This is a genomic window from Staphylococcus sp. AntiMn-1 (assembly GCF_001663395.1).
GTDB classification, from domain to species: Bacteria; Bacillota; Bacilli; order Staphylococcales; family Staphylococcaceae; genus Staphylococcus; species Staphylococcus equorum.
In genome coordinates this window covers 1,886,222-1,905,290 of the sequence record NZ_CP012968.1, presented here as the reverse complement: position 1 = coordinate 1,905,290, position 19,069 = coordinate 1,886,222, and the positions used below count along the sequence as shown (strand labels likewise).

Below are 19,069 nucleotides of genomic sequence, written 5' to 3'. Positions count from 1 at the left end.
ATGTTCAAAATCCTAATTTTTTAAAACAACAGTGGATTGAGTTCCTACCGTATTTAAAAAATGCTAAATTACATTAGTTCGAGACACTTTTAATAAAGTTACTACTTTTGTACGCTTCTGTTAAAAGTTGTCCATCGTTTGATACGTAAAAATATTTTTCATCAAGTGTAGACACCTCTGTTGGGAAAAGCCAATATAGCTTACCTTTTTCAAAGGATTTGTCTTGTTTGATACATAAATATCTACATTCTGATATGCTCATTTATTGCTGCCTCATTTCAAGATAGAAGTAGCCCTGTATTATTTAATAATCGTGTTATTAAATACAAAACTAGGTTCTGCACCTAAAACGATAAGGAATATTTGTGAGTAAGCTACAAATTGGAATTTTAATATCATTTCATTAACAAATTTGAATTCATTATTTTGTTTTACTTTTTCAACTTCTCTTTCATATAACTCCAAAACAGAATCTCTAATTAAGATAGGTCTGTTGTTTTGAATAGCTTCATTATTATTTGAAAACATAAGTAATCCTAAATATTTATAGTGAATACTTAATTGTCTTGTTAAACTTGCTATATATTCTAATTGCTCATATAACTGAGGAGATTCTTCTCTCAAAGTTTTTAAATCTAATTTGCATTGTGTGAGTTCATCCATTTCATTAACCATTTTTATCACTTCTCCAATTCCCATGGTTTACATAAATTAAGAGACTTAATTAATGTTTTACTTTGTGCTCTTCTCGCTTTACGCATTTTCGCTCTTTCTTCACCATACATATACAATGTTTTTTCATCTGCAGTCTGCGCTGTAATTTTAGGTACTTTAATTGATTTTTTGTTTTCATCTAAGGCTACAAACGTAAGAAAAGCGATAGCAGCAATTTTTCTTTCTGCTGTAATCATATCTTCCGAAATAACCTTACAAAATATTTCCATAGATTTTTCTCCTGTATAAACTACAGAAGATTCTATACAAACTGAATCAGATTGAGTAATAGGATGTAAAAATTCTACACTATCTGTAGATGCTGTGACACATTCTTTAACTCTTGCATGTCTTCTAGCAGACAATGTCGCATTATTATCGATTTTTTTCATCAATACGCCACCAAATAGTGTGTTGTAATTATTCAAGTCATTAATTAACACTTGATCGGTACTGACAATTTTACTATCGCTCGGATATTTATAATTTTCCATGAAAAACTCCCGTTCTATAATGTTTATGTCATAAATTATAGAGCGGGAGCATATAAATAGAAAATATCCTTTTTTTATAAGGGTATAAATTTTGTGAATGACCTTACGTTTAATGGTGTAACAAGTAGTTTTCTTGTATAAATTTAATCCAATTTTTAGTTAATGAATCAACTATGATATCTTTTCTCCAAATAATGGCAAGTTCCCATTTCATTGAAGGTTCGTTAATACTAATAGCTTTCAAATCTTTATCCAATAAATCAAGTATCCCCTCAGGTAATATACAGATGCCCATATTATTTATTAACATTTCTTCTATAAAGCTCCACTGGGTCGTTTCAAAAATAATATTAGGATTAAACCCATAGTTTCTACACGTATTTTTTATTTTATCGTTTAAGTAAAAATCAGAATTAAATAAAATAAATTCTTGATGCTCTAAATCTTCAATATCAATCGTATCTTTATCAGATAATGGATGATCTTTATGAACTACAAGCTTTAATTTTTCTTCTAAAAAAGTGAATGTACTGAAGATTTTATGATTCGTAGGTAAGACAGTAATCCCCATATCCAAATCACCATAATATATATCATTTTCAATTTTCTTACTCCCATTTTCAAAAAGTTGAAATGTTACATTTGGATAAGAATCATGAAACTGAGAGATGAGTTTTATTAGTCTTCGAATATTAATAATTGTAGGAATTCCTATTTTTAAATGTCCACTTTTCAATTCTAAAAGATTACTTAATTCATTAGGGATGTTTTCATACATTTTTAGCATTTCTTTACATTGAAAAAAGAATGCCTCCCCTGCATCAGTTAGGTATATTTGATTTTTATACCTATTAAATAATGTTACTTCTAATTCTTTTTCTAGCAATCTAATCGTATTACTAATTGTTGGCTGTGTAATAAAAAGTTTAGCTGCTGCTTTCGTCATACTTTTTTGTTTTACGACTTCAACAAAATACTGCATATGTCTAAGTTCCAATAAAATCACACCTTCTTTTTATATTATGAATGTAGTGTTCTATAGTTCAATTATTTTTATATTTTATAATACAGAAATTTTTAGCATTATTATTAATTTTAATTTTAGCATGTATTGGAAATATAACACCATGGTTTATTTTTATGTCATCTTATTATTTTCCAAGGAAATAGCTAGATTTACTATTACATACAATTTTATACTATCTAAAATTTGTGCCCAACAAGCATATATTCATTATTTTATTTTAACATTTCAATACAATATATTAATAAAAATTAAAAATTCTTTGTTTTTTGTATAGATTAAAAGATAATTCTTAGATAATATTAAGCAATGTGATATTTAGCAATATTTATAAAATGCCTAATGAGTATATCATTTTGTGCATTTCATGTAAGAACAAGAGAGAACAACACGAGGAGGATCATTTTGAAGTATTTTGACGAGATTCCAATAATAAGGGCGATTGCAACACTACTAGTAGTATGCGTTCATTTATCAGTTTCATATACTAATAGTGAAAATAGCCAGAGTATGACAGTAATAGCAGGCTATTTAAGTCAAATCGCTAGGTTAGGAACCCCTATATTTGCTGTAATTAGTGCATTTCTACTAACTAATTCTGCATTAAGACGTGGATTTGATTTGAATTATTTTATACGATCAAGGTTCACTAAAATATTTATCCCTTATTTAATATGGACAACTGTTTATTTATATTATTTGGGTGTAGTAGAAGTGACTTTAAACAGTGACACTAATTTTTTAGAGTATTATTTATATGGAACAGGAAATTATCATTTATATTTTATTTTAACTGTAATTGAATTTTACATATTGTTTCCTATTTTACAAAAAATCAAAAAAGGTATTCCTTTATTGTTAGCTTATGGCACACTAACTTTAGTGAATGCATTATGGCTTTTGTATAATCAACATTTTACTCTAGACATACCTATATTAGGTACTTTTATTTCTAGTAGATCCTTTATCTTAAATTGGATTTCATATTTTATGTTGGGGATTGTTTTTGCCAAATATTATGAAGAAATAAACATAATGATTAAAAGATACAAAGCTATATGTTTACCAATAATTACTGTATTATTTATATCTTTTTTATTATTTATAGATTTAGATAACTTCGTAACTTCATCCCATCCAATATTCTTATTGTATATACCATTTTTCTTAGCTCTTTTAATTTACTTTAATGCTCTCATTAAAAATAATAAATTAATTATAAAGACATTAACTCATATAGGTAATTACTCTATGGGAATATATCTAGTGCATCCATTAGTGAAATGGCTCGTGCACAAAATCCCAGTTTTTGACAATAGAGATAGTTTCTTCCTATACGGACTTTCATTTGTAATCATTGTAGTTATATCAATTGTGATTATCGGGTTACTCATTAAGATACCTAATGGAAATTATATTGTACCAGTACCTAAGAAATCAAAAATCGTTAATAACTCTAAAAATAATCTAACTAGCGAACCAGCTACGATTGATTAAATTATTGCTACAAATTTTTAGTTAATACGCTGACTATCATAATACTTATATTTTAAAAATCCCGCTATCACTTTATTTGATAACGGGATTTTTGTATTATAAGTAATTTTTAAGCGACAGTTCTATGTTGCTGACTAATATGAGTGAACACCTTAAACACTAGCTACTCAAAATTCAATTTAAAATTAAATTTTAATTGTGTATCATTGAGTCGATAAGCTTCATTTAATTCTGGACCGCAACTATTAGAGCCAATCCCACTTTGAGCATAATCAATATACAAATACGTATAATCTTCAACTTCTAATTCGTCTTTATGTGACGTATGCGTTAGCTGATTTAATGAATAATGCGTGGTATTAAAACTGAATGTGTCTCCACTTGTTACAACCATAGCATTTCGGCCATTTGAAACTTTAACAAATGTAGTCTGATTATGACTTCCTGATTCTTGAGGTTTGATATCGTTACTTACATTATCTGTCACTGTCGTTTCGAAATAATCTAAATATGTTGCCACACCTTTATCTTGATAACTGCTATAAGGACCATTCCCATAATATTCGACTTGCTCATAGTTACTTGGTAATGTCATGGCTAAACCGAAACGTGGTAGAAATGGCGCTAATGTATCTTTCGCTAAATCATAATTCACAGTAAGTGTACCATCGTTTTGAATTGTCCACGTAAGTGTACCTGAAAGCACAGGAGGAACCGCTTCATTAACCAACGCAATATCAAAAACAAGACTGACGTCACTCTTATTTTCAACGATTCTGTAATCATGCACACGCGTAGTAATATCTTTATATCCAGCGTATGCCCATTCTTGCTTAGCATTGATGTCATTATCTGTTGGTGCACGCCATAGATTATTTTCTGTTTTCTGATTCATAACTATTACACCTTCATGCGCAACTGTTTTTAAACTCGCATCTATTTTATTAAAAGTGTATATCCAATCACCAATAGAAACATGGATTGTATGAATATCGTCTTTATATGCTATTGATGACGGTTTCGTATTCTGATACGTCATTGATTGGCGTTGGTACACGATTTGATCATATCCTAATTCAAAATGAGCCGGACGTAACTTATCTGTACATTCCAATTTGTAGTGTAACATCACATCACTAAGTTCATTTATATTAATATAATCACTTAAATCAATATTTTGAGTCGTATGGGGTGCGAATTTAGTAAAAGTAACTTCAAACGTCTGACGCTTTCCATTTAAATAAGTAGCGGTTGCTTCAACACTTAAATAATCTTCTATATGTGTGAAATCAAGTTGATTACGTAATGTCAGTTGATACTCATCTTGCGCTATTACTTTTAAAGGTCTATGTTCATGTTTAAATTCATAATATCCTTCGTGAGGTATACGGTCAGGTGAAACAATACCGTCCACACAGAAATTACCATCATGTAGACGTTCTCCGAAATCTCCACCATACCTAAATATTGGCTTACCATCTTTCACGCCTGTCTGAATTCCGTGGTCACACCATTCCCATACGAACCCTCCAATAAAACTATCGTATGCCTCAACAAGCTTTTGATAATCATGAAGATCGCCTGGTGAATTCCCCATGGCATGCGCATATTCACACAAAATAAAGGGTTTATCTAAATTCGGGTTCTTCAAATATGTCGTTTCAATTTCTTCTGGAGATGGATACATCCTACTAATCATTTCAACGTTAGATAAATCATAGTCTTTTGATTTATCACGATGTAATGTGCCTTCATAATGAAGTGGTCGTGTAACATCTAATTCTTTCGCTCGTGCCAAGCCTTCAACCATATTAACGCCATATCCAGATTCATTACCCATTGACCATGAAACAATCGAACTATAGTTTTTCAAAGGGATTATTGATGCTTCAATACGCTCGATAATTGCAGTTTGATATTTAGGGTCATCCGTAATGATATTAAAGTGCTCAGTGTTCTCTTCACCATATAAACGAACTACACCATGCGTTTCTAAATCTGCTTCACTCATCACATAAAAGCCATATTGGTCTGTTAATTCATAGAATAAAGGCGATTTCGGATAATGTGCTGTACGAATTGCGTTAAAATTACCTTGCTTCATAAGCTCTAAATCTCTCATACATTGAGTTTCATTTATCGTATAGCCTGTTTTAGGATCACTATCATGATGATTGGTGCCACGTAATTTAATAGATTGTCCATTAATATAAAATTGATTATCTCTGATTTTAACTTCTCGAATACCAATTTTTTGGGTAATCACTTCTTGAGCAGTAGTAATTGCTAACGTATAAAGTACAGGGCTTTCTGCTGACCATAATTGTGGTTTGTTAACTGTAAACCTACACTGTTCTGAAGCTTGAGTACTGCTGACTAATTCACCATATGGATTATATAAGTGTAATTCAACTTGGTCTAATCCTTGTTTACGTGCCAAGTTCACATCTATCGTTGCCTTATTCAAATCATCATTTAAGTGTGTTTCAATTTTAAAATCATCTACACGTGATTGCGCTCGTTTTAAAATATAAACATCTCTAAAAATACCTGAATGTCTGAACATATCTTGGTCTTCAAAATATGTGCCATCTGAATATTTTAATACAAGAACTTGTATCGTATTTTCTCCATCACGTACAAATTTTGAAATATCAAATTCTGAAATAGCATGAGATATCTGACTATAACCTACAAATTGATCATTTATCCATACATAAAATGCGCTAGCGACACCTTCAAAATTCAAATGATAATCACTCTGCATATCATATGAACTTAACTCAAAAGAACGCGTATAACGTCCGCATGGGTTATACTTCGGAACATATGGTGGATCAAATGAAATTGGATATTGTGTGTTAAGGTACTGTATTTGATCGTAGCCATATAAATTCCATACAGACGGTACTGGCAATATATCCTTTTTAATCTGTTGAGGTTGATTTAAACATGCTTCTAGAGAATTGAAATATTCAAAGTGCCAATCACCATTTAATAATGTCACATTTTTTGTATTATAACGTGTTTCTAAACGGTAGTCATCCTCCCCTCGTTGATAAGGTATATAAAATGCACGTCTTGGCATCAAGTTCACATGCTGAACCTCCATATTTTCATGAAATTGCTTTTCTAACATAAAATGACATCCCCTCTATTTAATATTCTCTCTATGTTCTCTCTGACGTTTATATCGGAGTGTTTTCTCAATATCATTTAAAAAGTCACCTTTTAAATGGAATGCTTTATGATATAAAAATGCTGTTAGACTAACGAAAACTAGCGGTGCGACAATAATCATGATACGCAGACCATTAACCGTGGTCTCTGATTGTGCCTCATTCGGCGTATAACCTAATACAGATAAGCCAATCCCCACAATTAAAGCGGCAACTGCTTGTGAAGCTTTAGTTAAAAACGTATTTGTGGAAGTGATCACACTCTCATTACGTTGCCCAAACTTCACTTCACCATAATCAATCACATCTGCAAGCGACACTGTTGTTATACCAATCATAAATCCTGAACCAACACGTAACATACCTGCACCTATAATGACTAAGATAGTACTCTGTGGCGCCACGAAGCCTGATATTAAAATAATAACCAAACCAGTTATGATAAGTGTAATGGATGTATTAAACGCTCTAGTTCTACCAACCCATTTAATAAAACGTGGTAAAAGTAGCAAACCAAGCATTTCACACAGAATCATTGCATTAAAAATTGAAAATAAATGTTCCGCATTCACTACATATTTAAAGTAATAAATGATAGAACCATTAAGCGTTTGTAGACATAAATTAAAAGTTAATAAAACACCCATGATGGCAAGTAACTCTTTGTTTTTAAATAAAATACGACCAATATCTTTAAAATTAACTTTAATACCTATTTGTTTTTCCATTTCATGATCTTCAGGTACTTTGAATACTGTTACACCTATCGTAAAGATAAAAACAATACTACAAATTACGGCAAAGACAAAAATTCCTACTGAATCACTGCCACTACCAAAGACATCACCTAATTTATGTATAAAGAACAAACCAAAAGTACCTACAATAAATGCAGCTAAACTTGCGAAAAATCTAGGAATAACTGAAATCTCTTCACGTTCTTTAGGATTATGCGTCAAGTTCGGTAACCAAGACCAGTATGGAATATCCATCATCGTATATGTCATTCCCCAGGAAATATACATAATCGATATATAAATATACATAGACGTTTGAGATAAATCTAAATTCGTAAACAGCAAGACTGTAACAATAGCATTAGCAAGCGTACCGATAACGAGCCAAGTCTTGAACTTACCAAAGTTATTCCGCGTATTATCAACGATCATCCCCATAATCGGGTCATTAATCGCGTCCCAAATACGTGCAACAAAAAGCATAACTCCGACAAACGCAGGAGATAAACCTACAATATCTGTGATATAAAACATTAAGAAGAGCCCAACAATATTAAATATGGCGTCCTTCCCTATTGCACCAAATCCAAAAGCTAATTTTTGCTTTCCAGTTAAATATCTATCCATCTTCTCCACCTCTAAAATTTCACTTTTTAAAGCGTTTACATATATGTTAATGTCATTTTACCAACTTAAAGTGCGTGTAATGAATAGCATAATGATGATGTTATATGGCAAAATGTTGCATTTTGTTATTATAATGTGGTTATATAAGTCTAAAGAAGTTCAATATAATGAATTGAGAGGTGTGTTATGCAAGTTTTATGGAAAAAATTTAGCAAAAAGTTAATAGATGCTAATTTAGTAGAATGTGGTATTGAAGTCGGTGTACCAAACGTAGGTTATAATTATACAGTTTTCCAAACATCTGTCATACATATCGTGACGCATGGTGAAGGTATTTTTAAATATAATGGGGAGAGTTTTAACTTAAAAAAAGGCGATATGTTTTTACTAGAAAAAGGTATGGAAGTTGAATATAAGCCTTCATTTTCAAAACCTTGGACTTATTATTGGGTTGGTATTAGCGGTAAACAGATTCTAGATTATTTAGCACGCAGTTATATCGTTGATGATCACGTCATTAAAGGTAAAGACACTTCTGAAATTAAAAAAACGATCCAAAATATCTGTAATCTTTCAAAAACCATTGCGTCTAGCAACTCACATGATATTTTAATCATGCAGCATATATACCAATTAGTTTATATGCTACAAGAACAGTTTCCTAAAAATTTCTCAGTTAACGTCGATATTGTTAACGAAGATATCCAAAAAGCAGTCGAATTTATCAATTCAAACTATCACAAGAATATTAGTGTCGTTGATGTTGCGCAATATGTTAATGTCACTCGCAGTCATTTATTCAAGCTGTTTAAGAAGAATTTAAATTGTTCTCCCAAAGCATACTTAACATATATCCGTATGTATCATGCATCTCAATTACTTATACATACGAATAACATGATATGTGAAGTTTCAAGTAAAGTCGGATATAAAGATCCTTTACTATTTTCTAAAAATTTTACAAAGCACTTTGAAATCAGTGCGTCTGAATATCGAAATAATTTTTCGTAAATAAATATGTTTAACTTCTTTGATATGTGGAATCATAGTAATATAACATTTTAAGGAGGCGTTTATTTATGAGTAAGTTTGACGAGTATAAAGATCAAGCAACAGATAAAGCTAAAGATAAGGCCAACGAAATTAAAAATGACGACGAGAAAAAAGAAGAATTGAAAGACCAAGCAACAGATAAAGCTAAAGACTTAAAAGATAAATTCTAATTTTTGATAAACACAAAAATACACTTCCACCACTAAATGGAAGTGTATTTTTTATGCTTTATATAAGTGTTGTCACCTAACGAAATAATATGTCCTTTAGTTAGATTATAAATCACCTGTTAAAAATTGTGCTTCACCGTTAAAGAAACTCCAGTTTTCATCGGTATTTTCTACTAAACTAATCATAATATCTTCTTTACGAATGCCTACTTTGTCATGTAACGTATTCACTAAATTTTTGTAGAATGTCGTTTTTTGTTCTTTTGTTCTCGGTCTTGAAACGATAGTAAATACAATCACGTCATCCGTTCTTTCGATGCCTAAGCCTGTATCTAATATTTCCATTTCATAGTCCTCATGTTGATTCACAATTAAATATTTATCACCTTTTGGTGCTTGAAACGCATCTAACATCACGTTATATGTGATATCTAAAATACTTTTGATTTCCTCTTTTTCTCTACCTTTGATCATGTCTAATTTAATTAATGGCATGTAAATGCTCCTTTTAAAATTATTTATTTATCTTTATTTGAATATCCGACTTTTAACGAAATAAACACTACAACAAACATTCCTAGAAAACCATATAACCATATCGATAACATCTCATTAACAAACATTAATTATTACCTTCTTCTACATTATATTTTTGATTATCTTTTGGCTTGATGAAAAATGTAGCAATTGTAATTGTTGCGATACCGATAAATGTTGCTACTGCCCCTGCTGACATAGTACTTGGAATAATACCGCCGAAGTAAATGACTAAATATGAACCTAGCCCTACAAACATAGATAACTCTGCTGCTCTCGCTGGTGCTTTCCTTTTAGCGTAGATGGCATGTAAGATAGGACCTAATGTCCCCGCTGCGATACCTGATATTCCGATCCACATAATGTCACTCATATGTTTTGGAGGTTGTAAGACAAGTAAAAATGATAATAAACCTACAATTGGCACACTGATTTTACTTATTTGAAATGCAATTCTATTCGCTTTTTCATCACTAATATTAATTATTTTTCTTTTAACTAAGAACTTCAAGAATATGTCATTCGCAAATACTGTAGAAATAGATACAAATAATCCATCTGTTGTCGACATTGCTGCAGCTAAAATGACCACACCGAAAAGTGCTACAATCACTGCAGGAAATGCCCAAATGATATAGTCAAGCAATGCTAAGTCTGACGTTTCGACACTATCTCCAAGCGCGACACGAGCGAATATACCACCGAATAGCACGAGTAGACATAGCCCCGTGACCATAATATAAGTATTAATCATTTTTCCTAAATCTTTTTCATTTTTCAAACCTAATATTTTATTGAACAAATGTGGTGCAGAAGCAAACGCCCACTGTATAACGATTGCACCTAAAACCATGGCAAAAGAGTTGAAATGTACAGATTCTGGATTAAATACCTTAACTAAATTTTCGTTTTGGTTAGATAAATTATTTGCGATACCAGCAAATGTACTTGTTATACTCCCTTTCCAAAAAATAACAATTCCTGAGATAAATACAGCAAGACCTGCAATGGCCATAATTACAACTTGAATCGCATCGGTATAGATATCTGCAAGTGCGCCACCAACGTATACGTAAAGTACAACAATAACCGCAATAAAGACGAGTCCGCTAAAGTAAGACATACCGAGTAAATATTCAAAAATCCTTGCGCCTGCAACAAACTGGCTGGCTATATAAAATATATTAAAAAGAAGGATAATGCCAGTACCTACGCGCATTATATCACTATCGTAAAAATCTCCTAACCAATCTGGAAGCGATAAAGATTTTTGATTTGTATTCAATTTCCTTACCTTTTTAGCCACCATTAAGACACCCGTGGGTCCACCAATAAACATGGCTAGAAATAACCATAAGTTATTAAGACCCCATTCATATGACCAACCGGGATAGCCTAAAAAGGTGGCTGCACTTAAGTATGTTGCTGCAAATGATAGTCCAAGCACTCTAGGCCCAATGTTACCGCCACCAGTGGCAAAATCAGCAATATTTTTCATCTTACGTGAACTGATATAACCGACAATAACCATGACTATCATAAATAATATGAAGCCTATCCATGTATAGAGAGTAATTTCATCCATTGTTCTTTACTCCTTTATTATTAATTTATATAAGAGTATTCGCTGCACTCTTGTTTTTTGCTGGATGATTTTCCTTTATTGTTTTTTGATCTTTACCGAACATATTTTCACGAAGTGTTGTGCCTTCGTATTCTGTTCTATATAGACCTCTTTTTTGTAATTCAGGGATAACATAATCGACAAATTCTTCAAATGTACCAGGTGAATAGCTTTGGGCGATATTAAACCCAGCGGCCCCACCTTCAACTGCCCATGCTTCAAACTTGTCAGCGACTTGCTCTTTCGTTCCAATAAATTTAGCTGTGCCATTGCCTAGACCATGATTTTTCACAGCTTCTCTGAGTGTCCATTTATGGTGTGGGTCTTTGGTATACATATTAAGATTGCCTTGCATCGCTTCAGTCTCAATATCTTCTATATACTGATCTGGGTCATACTCTGAAAAATCAATACCTGTATGTCCACTTAATAATGATGCGGAACCTTCATAGCTAATATGCTCTGTTAATGCTTCATATTTTTGATAGGCTTCTTCTTCTGTTTCTCCGATAATTGGGAGTACCATAGGGAATACTAAAATATCTTCTTTACTTCTGCCATGCTGTTCAGCTCTAGTATGTATATCGTCTACATAGCGTTTCAATGATTCTACTGAGGTATGTTTCGTGAACACTGCTTCTGCATGTTTCGCCGCAAACGTTTTACCTTTTTCTGAAGCACCTGCTTGAAATAATACAGGCGTTCTTTGAGGTGATGGTTCAACTATATGGGGTCCTGGCACGCTAAAGAATTCACCTTCGTGGTTAATTTCATGCACTTTATCAGGGTCCGCGTACGTATCCGTGTCTTTATCGTTAACTACAGACCCATCTTCCCAGCTGTCCTCCCAAAGTTTATAAACGACTTGGAGAAATTCATCTGCTCTGTTGTATCTTAAATCTTTTGGTAATCGTTCTTTCAATCCTAAGTTAATCGCTTCACTTTCTAAATAAGAAGTGACAACATTCCAACCTAAACGACCATTAGTTAAATGATCTAATGTAGATAATTGCCTAGCTAAACTATACGGTTGTGCATATGTAGTAGAAATTGTTGGGGCAAAGCCAATATGTTTTGTCACTGCCGCCATAGCAGAAATAATCGGTATAGGATCGTGCGCAGGCAGTTGAACTGCATGCTTAATTGCAGCATCACTCGATTGATTATAAACACTATATGTTCCTAAAACGTCTGCAATAAATATAGAATCAAACTTACCTTTCTCTAAAGTTTGCGCAATATTTATCCAATAATCTAATTGATTATGATGTGCACCTTGGTCTTTGTCATGTTTCCATAATCCAGATGAATGTGGGGATGGTGAGTTTTGAACAAATCCATTAAAATGTATCTGCTTCTTTGGCATATGTTTTTCCTCCTAAATGTAGTTTCGTTGTGCTTAATAGTGACTGTTGAGGAAATTTTAAAATTTAATTTAATATTTTTTGAATTACTTTACTCATTTCCTAAGATGAAAATTCTCAATATATAGAATTTTCAGATAATATCTATGCTAGTAAATATAGCGAATATTATATACTTCGTCAACACCAAAATGGTAAATGATATAAGAATAGTCGGATTAAATCGGTAAAATGTTTTTGTTCATTTTTAGAAAATCAAAATTTATCGATATTTGTGTTTGCTACTTACAATGGTATAAAATATAAAAGAGATTATTAAGTCACATATATAAGAATCATGAACAATTGGACGCAATTAGTACGGACATTCAAACATTATTAGATTTAAAAACAGAAAGGATACTATTGAATAATGAATAAATTACAAAAAGATGGTTATTCAAGATATGATTTAATGAAAAGTTTAAATTATGAGGGTATTGAACAAGATTATAATGAAATATTAGCGTACTTTGCTGATCTACCTGAAGATGATTATGCCCCTAACCTTAATAGATATAGAAGATACTCTAGAGCAATCGTGTTACCTGGCACAGAAGATGTTTTTTGGCTTCCTACCATTGAAAGAAATGGCGTTGATTATTCTGCGTATTTTCAAGGGAAGTTTAATCCAGAACATTCTGGCTCATATAGAGAATTCCATTCTATTGATGAAAATATAAGAAGTAATAAATTGTTGAACGATATTATAATAGCCAACTATCATGAAACGTTTTGGAACGAAGAAGATAAAATTTTACCGATTCATGTGGGTGTACATTTCGTTAAATTGTATGTAGAAAATGACGGAGATAAAGCTGTTTCCTCACCGAACTGTTTACACCAAGATGGAGAGCCGTTTACTTTTGCTCATTTAATTGAAAGAAAGAATATTGTTGGTGGAACGAATGCTATCGCTGTACCGGAAGCTGCTGGGAATAATCCGGAAGATACTGATGAAAACAATATAATAGAAGTTTTTGAAATGGAGAACCCTTTAGAATCCTACGGCGTTTACGACCCTAATGTAAGTCATTATGTGAGTCCAGTTGAAAAAGGATCAGAACAAGGTACAGGTCTCAGATCTGTCATATTAATTGATTACCAACAAACAGTTGTTGCAGATGTCGATGAATAATAAAATCCCCCTACTTGTATAACAGTAGGGGGATTTTAAAGTTCATCCTTACGGCAATAAGTTAAATTCAAACTAAAAAAGCAATGAAATAAGTGCGATTATAGGGAGCCCGCCTTGTTTTAAAATTATAGATTTTTGACTAGTAATTGTCCCATATATAGCAACTAAAATGATATAAATTAAAATACAAGTAATTAATTCTCTAGGATTATGGGAAAAGAACAGCGCATATAATAACATCACACCCAGAAGTCCATTGTATACACCTTGGTTTTTCATAAGAACCTTTAAATTGGGCTTTTTTAATTCTTCCTGCTTAATATTGAATATTTTACTAGTTCTAAGGGAAGTCGTTTTAATCGTTTGTAATATCATTATATATATAAATTCAATAGCAACTAATAAAACTAAAATTACTGTAACAATACTCATAAATGAATACACCTCTTTTTCAAATGAACTTTCCATATATTAATATCACAACTTTAACTGGGGAGTAATAAATTAAGTGATTTGAAGTAACTCTCCTTCAATAACTCCAATTCTTTTGTTCAATACTTCTTTTTGGTTATTCAAAACCCCTAAATGTACTTCTAATATTGTTTTTATATCTATTTCATTATCATATAGCATACCTGTATTTTTTTGATTTCTTTTAAACTCATATTCAAATTACTTAAACATTTTATGAATTTTATCATTTCAATATCATCTTTACTATAGAGCCTTTTATTATTAGTATCTCTTTCTATAAATTTTAATATCTCCTTTTTTTCATAAAATCTTAATTTACTTTTACTTATATCACATATGCTTGCTACTTGATCAATATAAAATTTTTCCAATGTAAGCACATCCCTTCTCTTAAACTAAGGTTTAACTGTTATCTTATTATATAACCACGCAAGAGGAGGAAAAACAATAAAAAAGGTTTGATTTTTATAGTTCAAAAGCAATCATTATTACAAGAAATCATTTTATTTAAGCAAGTCAGTTTAAACACTAATTAAAAAACATTAAAACGGAGGATTATTATGCAAAATGAACAAATTGTATTAAACGAAAGACCAGAAGGATTACCTAAAGATGACACTTTTAAATACGAAGCAATCCAAACAGCGGAACCTAGTACAGGTGAAGTACAATTAAAATCTATTTATATTTCTGTGGATCCTTATATGCGCGGAAGAATGAATGATTCAAAAAGTTACGTTAAACCTTATGAAATCGGCAAACCAATTGATGGGCATGTTTTAGCGAAAGTTATAAAATCCGAAGTAGAATACTTGGAAGAAGGAGATTATGTTACGGGTGTCTTACCTTGGCAAAGAATAATCACTACTGATGCCAATAAAGTGACTAAAATACCTTCCACTGAAGTTCCTCTACATTTATACTTAAGCATTTTAGGAATGCCAGGTATGACAGCATATACTGGTTTGTTGGAAATAGGTAAACCAAAAGAAGGAGAAACAGTTGTTGTATCTGCTGCTTCAGGCGCTGTAGGGTCTGTAGTAGGACAAATTGCTAAAATAAAAGGCGCAAAAGTAGTTGGCATTGCCGGTGGAAAAGAAAAAACACAATATTTAACAGACACATTAGGCTTTGATGCGGCTGTTGATTATAAAGGTGATGATTTTGAAGCACAACTTGCCGCATCTGTACCAAATGGTATTGATGTATATTACGAAAACGTCGGTGGAAAATTATCAGAGGAAGTTTTCAAACATTTAAATACATTTGCACGTGTACCTGTTTGTGGTGCAATCTCAACTTACAATAATACGCAAACTGAAATGGGACCAAGAATTCAGGAAACACTAGTTAAAAGCCAAGCCCTAATGCAAGGTTTTGTAGTAGGACAGTTTGCAGAGCATTTTAAAGAAGCAAGCGAACAACTTGCCAAATGGGTAGCTGAAGATAAAATAAAATCACAAGTAACAATCGATGAAGGTTTTGATCAATTGCCTAATGCATTTAGAAAATTATTTTCTGGTGAAAACTTCGGTAAACAAGTGGTTAAAATATCAGAGGAATAACTTGAGATATAATCTAATATAAAAGTATATGAGATAAAAAACACAATTAGCTTATAATAAAAATCTCACTCATCAAATAAGATGAGTGAGATTTTGTTATTTTTTATAAAGTTTTTGGTGAACTGTTTGCTTAAACTGTTGCGTAATCTTTTTTACCAAAGAATGTTACAAGTAATAACATAATTATTGATAGTGGCAACCCAATTAAGATTGGATGTAGACCAAACGGATGACCTAGTATTTGCCATATTACTGCTGAACCAAGCCCACTCCACATTGCAATGTTACCTGCAAGCTTCGTAGGTTTTTTCCAAAATAGACCGAACATCACTGGCACAAGTAAGCCTGAAACTGACATTGCAGTACCTGTTACCATAAGATCTACTAATCCTGGGATCATAAGCGCCAATACTAAAGAAATCACAGCTACGATTAACACTGAAAGTTTACTATATAACAGCATTTTATTCTGATTATCACTTTTCACATTTGGTTTTATAATATCGTTAGCTATAGATGAAGAACCTGCAATAAAGAAGGAATCCGCACTAGATATGACTGCTGCTAATAATATTATAATCATTACAAGGACTAATGGAAATGGGAACACGTTTTGGATGACATTATAATAAACTAATGGGGTTTCTGCTATGTCCAAATTCAAACCAAACTTAGCATAGACACCAATAAATACTGTCATTGCACCTAATGCTACCGCAATAATCATCGAGAGGCCATAACCATTTCTCGCAGTTTTCAAGTCTTTAGCTGCCCAAATACGTTGCCACACATCTTGTCTGATAAATTGATAAAAAGCTAATGTTAACAGATAAATTAAGATTTCATTTGGTGTGATATTAAGGAAGTTCAACATATCATTTTGATTTTGGCTACTCGCATTAGCTTTAATTTCGCTCCAATTACCTGAGTAGAATATAACCACAAAGAATAGTACTATGATACCAATCGTTAGCATCGTCCCTTGAACAACATCTTGCCAAATCACAGCTTTTAAACCGCCGAGATAAGTTTTTATAGTCAGCAAGATACATCCTATAATAATACCCGCTGTCATATTTAATCCTATTGTTAAATTTAAAATAGAAGCAATTGCAACAAACTGCATACCTGTCATCGCACAATAAGCAAATAAGAAACTGATAACAGTTGGAATACGTGCTGATTCTCCATAACGAAGCGCAGTATAATCACCGATTGTTACCATATTGTGCTTTTCACCTAATAATCTAATACGTTTTAATAAAAAGAATGCAAGTACGATAACAGCGGCCATCATAGTGATATGAATCCACTGCTGTCCCATACCTAATGTATAACCATTCTCCATATAACCTAACAATGTCGCGCCACCTACACCAGTGCTGACAAATGTTAAAATCAGTGGCCATAATGTTACCGTTCTACTTGCCATATTATAGTCATCATAAGTTTTAATTTTTCGTTGTATGTATACAGACATGAGCAATAGAAAAATAAAATAAATAATGATCGTAAATCCTAAAATTAATTGTTCGCTACTATTAAACACTACACTATCCCCTCGTAAATATATTTTTTACAATGACTTTAGTTTATCGTGACTACTTAGATGAATCAAATCAAATTTTAAGTTTTTGTAAATTTTATTAGACTTCCTTAAGCAAGTTGAATATAAAACCTTGTTCCCCCCTCATCAGAATTTTCAGCTAGTACGGAGTTAATGTAAACCATTTGTTTATTTTAGTTTACATTTGTATAGAAATAGCCTTATTATAAAAAGGAGAAACTATTAAAGCCTAATGAAATGAGGAGAATTAATATGAAATTAGCTGAAAACATTTTACAAGGGAAAATATTAACTAAAGATACGTTGCTAAATGTATATGAAGATTCTAACGTAGACACATTAGATTTATTAAACGAGGCTTACATATTAAGAAAACACTATTACGGCAAAAAAGTTAAATTAAACATGATTTTAAATGCAAAAAGTGGTATCTGTCCTGAAGATTGTGGTTATTGCGGTCAATCTAGGGATATGAAACAAAAGCAGCGCTATAGTTTAGTGCCAGAAGAACAAATCGTTAGTGGTGCCAAAGTAGCGCATGAAAACAATATAGGCACTTATTGTATTGTTATGAGCGGCAGAGGTCCAAGTAATAAAGAAATTGACCATATAAGTAGAACTGTAGAAGAAATAAAATCAAATCACCCACAGTTGAAAGTATGTGCATGTCTTGGATTAACCAATGATGAGCAAGCTAAAAAACTCAAGGCAGCTGGTGTCGATAGATATAACCATAATATAAATACAAGCGAAAACTACCATGAAACAGTTGTAACTACACATACTTATAAGGATAGAACCAATACTTTAGAAATTATGAAAGCAAACAATATTTCACCATGTTCTGGTGTCATTTGTGGTATGGGAGAATCAAATCAAGATATTATTGATATGGCATTCGCCTTAAAAGAAATTGATGCCGATAGTATTCCTATTAATTTTTTACATCCTATTCAAGGCACAAAGTTCGGAGAAATGGATGAATTAACTCCTATGAAATGTTTAAGACTAATTGCTTTATTTAGACTCGTTAATCCATCTAAAGAAATTAGAATTGCTGGAGGTAGAGAGGTTAATTTACGTTCACTACAACCTTTAGCTTTGAAGGCTGCAAATTCAATATTTGTAGGAGACTATTTAATTACTGGAGGACAGCCTAATCAACTAGACTATAAAATGATTCAAGATTTAGGCTTTGAAATTGACTTTGGATACAATGAACTGCAAGAAGAATAAAACTTTATTTTAATGAAAAAAGACTGGGGA

17 protein-coding genes and 1 pseudogene are annotated in these 19,069 nt (G+C 32.0%); 6 read left to right on the top strand and 12 right to left on the bottom strand.

Annotation, left to right across the window (positions count from 1 at the left end):
* Positions 1-73: 73 nt before the first annotated feature.
* The 4 genes from AOB58_RS09310 to cidR all read right to left on the bottom strand — a co-directional run bounded on the left by AOB58_RS09310 (position 74) and on the right by cidR (position 2,205).
* On the bottom strand, positions 74-262 hold the full coding sequence (locus AOB58_RS09310) for a hypothetical protein (RefSeq protein WP_021338994.1): 189 nt from the start codon (positions 260-262) through the stop codon (positions 74-76).
* 38 nt (positions 263-300) lie between these two features.
* The gene (locus AOB58_RS09305; RefSeq protein ID WP_002506333.1) at positions 301-675 is read right to left on the bottom strand and encodes a hypothetical protein; all 375 of its coding nucleotides are present in this window, start codon (positions 673-675) and stop codon (positions 301-303) included.
* Positions 676-680: 5 nt separating this feature from the next.
* Positions 681-1,208, bottom strand: a complete 528-nt coding sequence (locus AOB58_RS09300; RefSeq protein WP_064783338.1) for an acyl-CoA thioesterase — start codon at positions 1,206-1,208, stop codon at positions 681-683.
* A gap of 109 nt (positions 1,209-1,317) precedes the next feature.
* Positions 1,318-2,205 (bottom strand): cidABC operon transcriptional activator CidR, encoded by an 888-nt coding sequence (gene cidR, locus AOB58_RS09295; protein ID WP_002506331.1) that lies wholly within the window; start codon positions 2,203-2,205, stop codon positions 1,318-1,320.
* Between the two features lie 432 nt (positions 2,206-2,637).
* On the opposite strand from cidR, the gene AOB58_RS09290 reads away from it, so the two are divergent.
* Complete coding sequence (locus tag AOB58_RS09290; protein WP_064783337.1) at positions 2,638-3,729, top strand: acyltransferase; 1,092 nt, start codon at positions 2,638-2,640, stop codon at positions 3,727-3,729.
* 163 nt (positions 3,730-3,892) lie between these two features.
* Here AOB58_RS09290 and AOB58_RS09285 read toward each other — a convergent pair whose 3' ends face one another.
* A complete protein-coding gene (locus AOB58_RS09285) occupies positions 3,893-6,868 on the bottom strand; it encodes a glycoside hydrolase family 2 TIM barrel-domain containing protein (RefSeq protein WP_064783336.1) in 2,976 nt (991 codons plus the stop codon).
* Between the two features lie 15 nt (positions 6,869-6,883).
* Positions 6,884-8,272, bottom strand: coding sequence for a melibiose:sodium transporter MelB (gene melB / locus AOB58_RS09280; RefSeq protein ID WP_064783335.1), 1,389 nt, complete (start codon positions 8,270-8,272; stop codon positions 6,884-6,886).
* 186 nt (positions 8,273-8,458) lie between these two features.
* Between melB and AOB58_RS09275 the strand changes: the two genes are divergently transcribed.
* A complete protein-coding gene (locus tag AOB58_RS09275) occupies positions 8,459-9,283 on the top strand; it encodes an AraC family transcriptional regulator (protein WP_021338998.1) in 825 nt (274 codons plus the stop codon).
* A 68-nt stretch (positions 9,284-9,351) separates the two neighbouring features.
* A complete protein-coding gene (locus tag AOB58_RS13665; protein WP_002506316.1) occupies positions 9,352-9,495 on the top strand; it encodes a hypothetical protein in 144 nt (47 codons plus the stop codon).
* Positions 9,496-9,600: 105 nt separating this feature from the next.
* Here the strand turns inward: AOB58_RS13665 and AOB58_RS09270 are convergent, their stop codons facing one another.
* The 3 genes from AOB58_RS09270 to AOB58_RS09260 all read right to left on the bottom strand — a co-directional run bounded on the left by AOB58_RS09270 (position 9,601) and on the right by AOB58_RS09260 (position 13,022).
* Positions 9,601-9,990 carry a tautomerase family protein gene (locus AOB58_RS09270; protein WP_064783334.1) on the bottom strand — a complete coding sequence of 130 codons (390 nt, stop codon included), beginning with the start codon at positions 9,988-9,990 and terminating at the stop codon, positions 9,601-9,603.
* A 127-nt stretch (positions 9,991-10,117) separates the two neighbouring features.
* Positions 10,118-11,617, bottom strand: coding sequence for a sodium:solute symporter family protein (locus tag AOB58_RS09265; RefSeq protein ID WP_064783333.1), 1,500 nt, complete (start codon positions 11,615-11,617; stop codon positions 10,118-10,120).
* Between the two features lie 25 nt (positions 11,618-11,642).
* Positions 11,643-13,022 carry an LLM class flavin-dependent oxidoreductase gene (locus AOB58_RS09260; RefSeq protein ID WP_021339374.1) on the bottom strand — a complete coding sequence of 460 codons (1,380 nt, stop codon included), beginning with the start codon at positions 13,020-13,022 and terminating at the stop codon, positions 11,643-11,645.
* A gap of 410 nt (positions 13,023-13,432) precedes the next feature.
* Here AOB58_RS09260 and AOB58_RS09255 point away from each other — a divergent pair, with 410 nt between their 5' ends.
* Positions 13,433-14,197 carry a 2OG-Fe dioxygenase family protein gene (locus AOB58_RS09255; protein WP_002506309.1) on the top strand — a complete coding sequence of 255 codons (765 nt, stop codon included), beginning with the start codon at positions 13,433-13,435 and terminating at the stop codon, positions 14,195-14,197.
* A gap of 72 nt (positions 14,198-14,269) precedes the next feature.
* Here the strand turns inward: AOB58_RS09255 and AOB58_RS09250 are convergent, their stop codons facing one another.
* A complete protein-coding gene (locus AOB58_RS09250; RefSeq protein ID WP_002511730.1) occupies positions 14,270-14,629 on the bottom strand; it encodes a DUF1304 domain-containing protein in 360 nt (119 codons plus the stop codon).
* A gap of 72 nt (positions 14,630-14,701) precedes the next feature.
* Positions 14,702-15,042 (bottom strand): annotated as a pseudogene (locus AOB58_RS09245) (helix-turn-helix domain-containing protein).
* Positions 15,043-15,231: 189 nt separating this feature from the next.
* Here AOB58_RS09245 and AOB58_RS09240 point away from each other — a divergent pair.
* The gene (locus tag AOB58_RS09240) at positions 15,232-16,236 is read left to right on the top strand and encodes an NADP-dependent oxidoreductase (protein WP_064783332.1); all 1,005 of its coding nucleotides are present in this window, start codon (positions 15,232-15,234) and stop codon (positions 16,234-16,236) included.
* Between the two features lie 130 nt (positions 16,237-16,366).
* Here AOB58_RS09240 and AOB58_RS09235 read toward each other — a convergent pair whose 3' ends face one another.
* Positions 16,367-17,785: a sodium:solute symporter family protein gene (locus AOB58_RS09235; RefSeq protein ID WP_064783331.1), complete on the bottom strand. Its 1,419-nt coding sequence runs from the start codon at positions 17,783-17,785 to the stop codon at positions 16,367-16,369.
* Between the two features lie 270 nt (positions 17,786-18,055).
* On the opposite strand from AOB58_RS09235, the gene bioB reads away from it, so the two are divergent.
* A complete protein-coding gene (gene bioB / locus AOB58_RS09230) occupies positions 18,056-19,039 on the top strand; it encodes a biotin synthase BioB (protein ID WP_002511733.1) in 984 nt (327 codons plus the stop codon).
* The last annotated feature ends 30 nt before the right edge of the window (positions 19,040-19,069 follow it).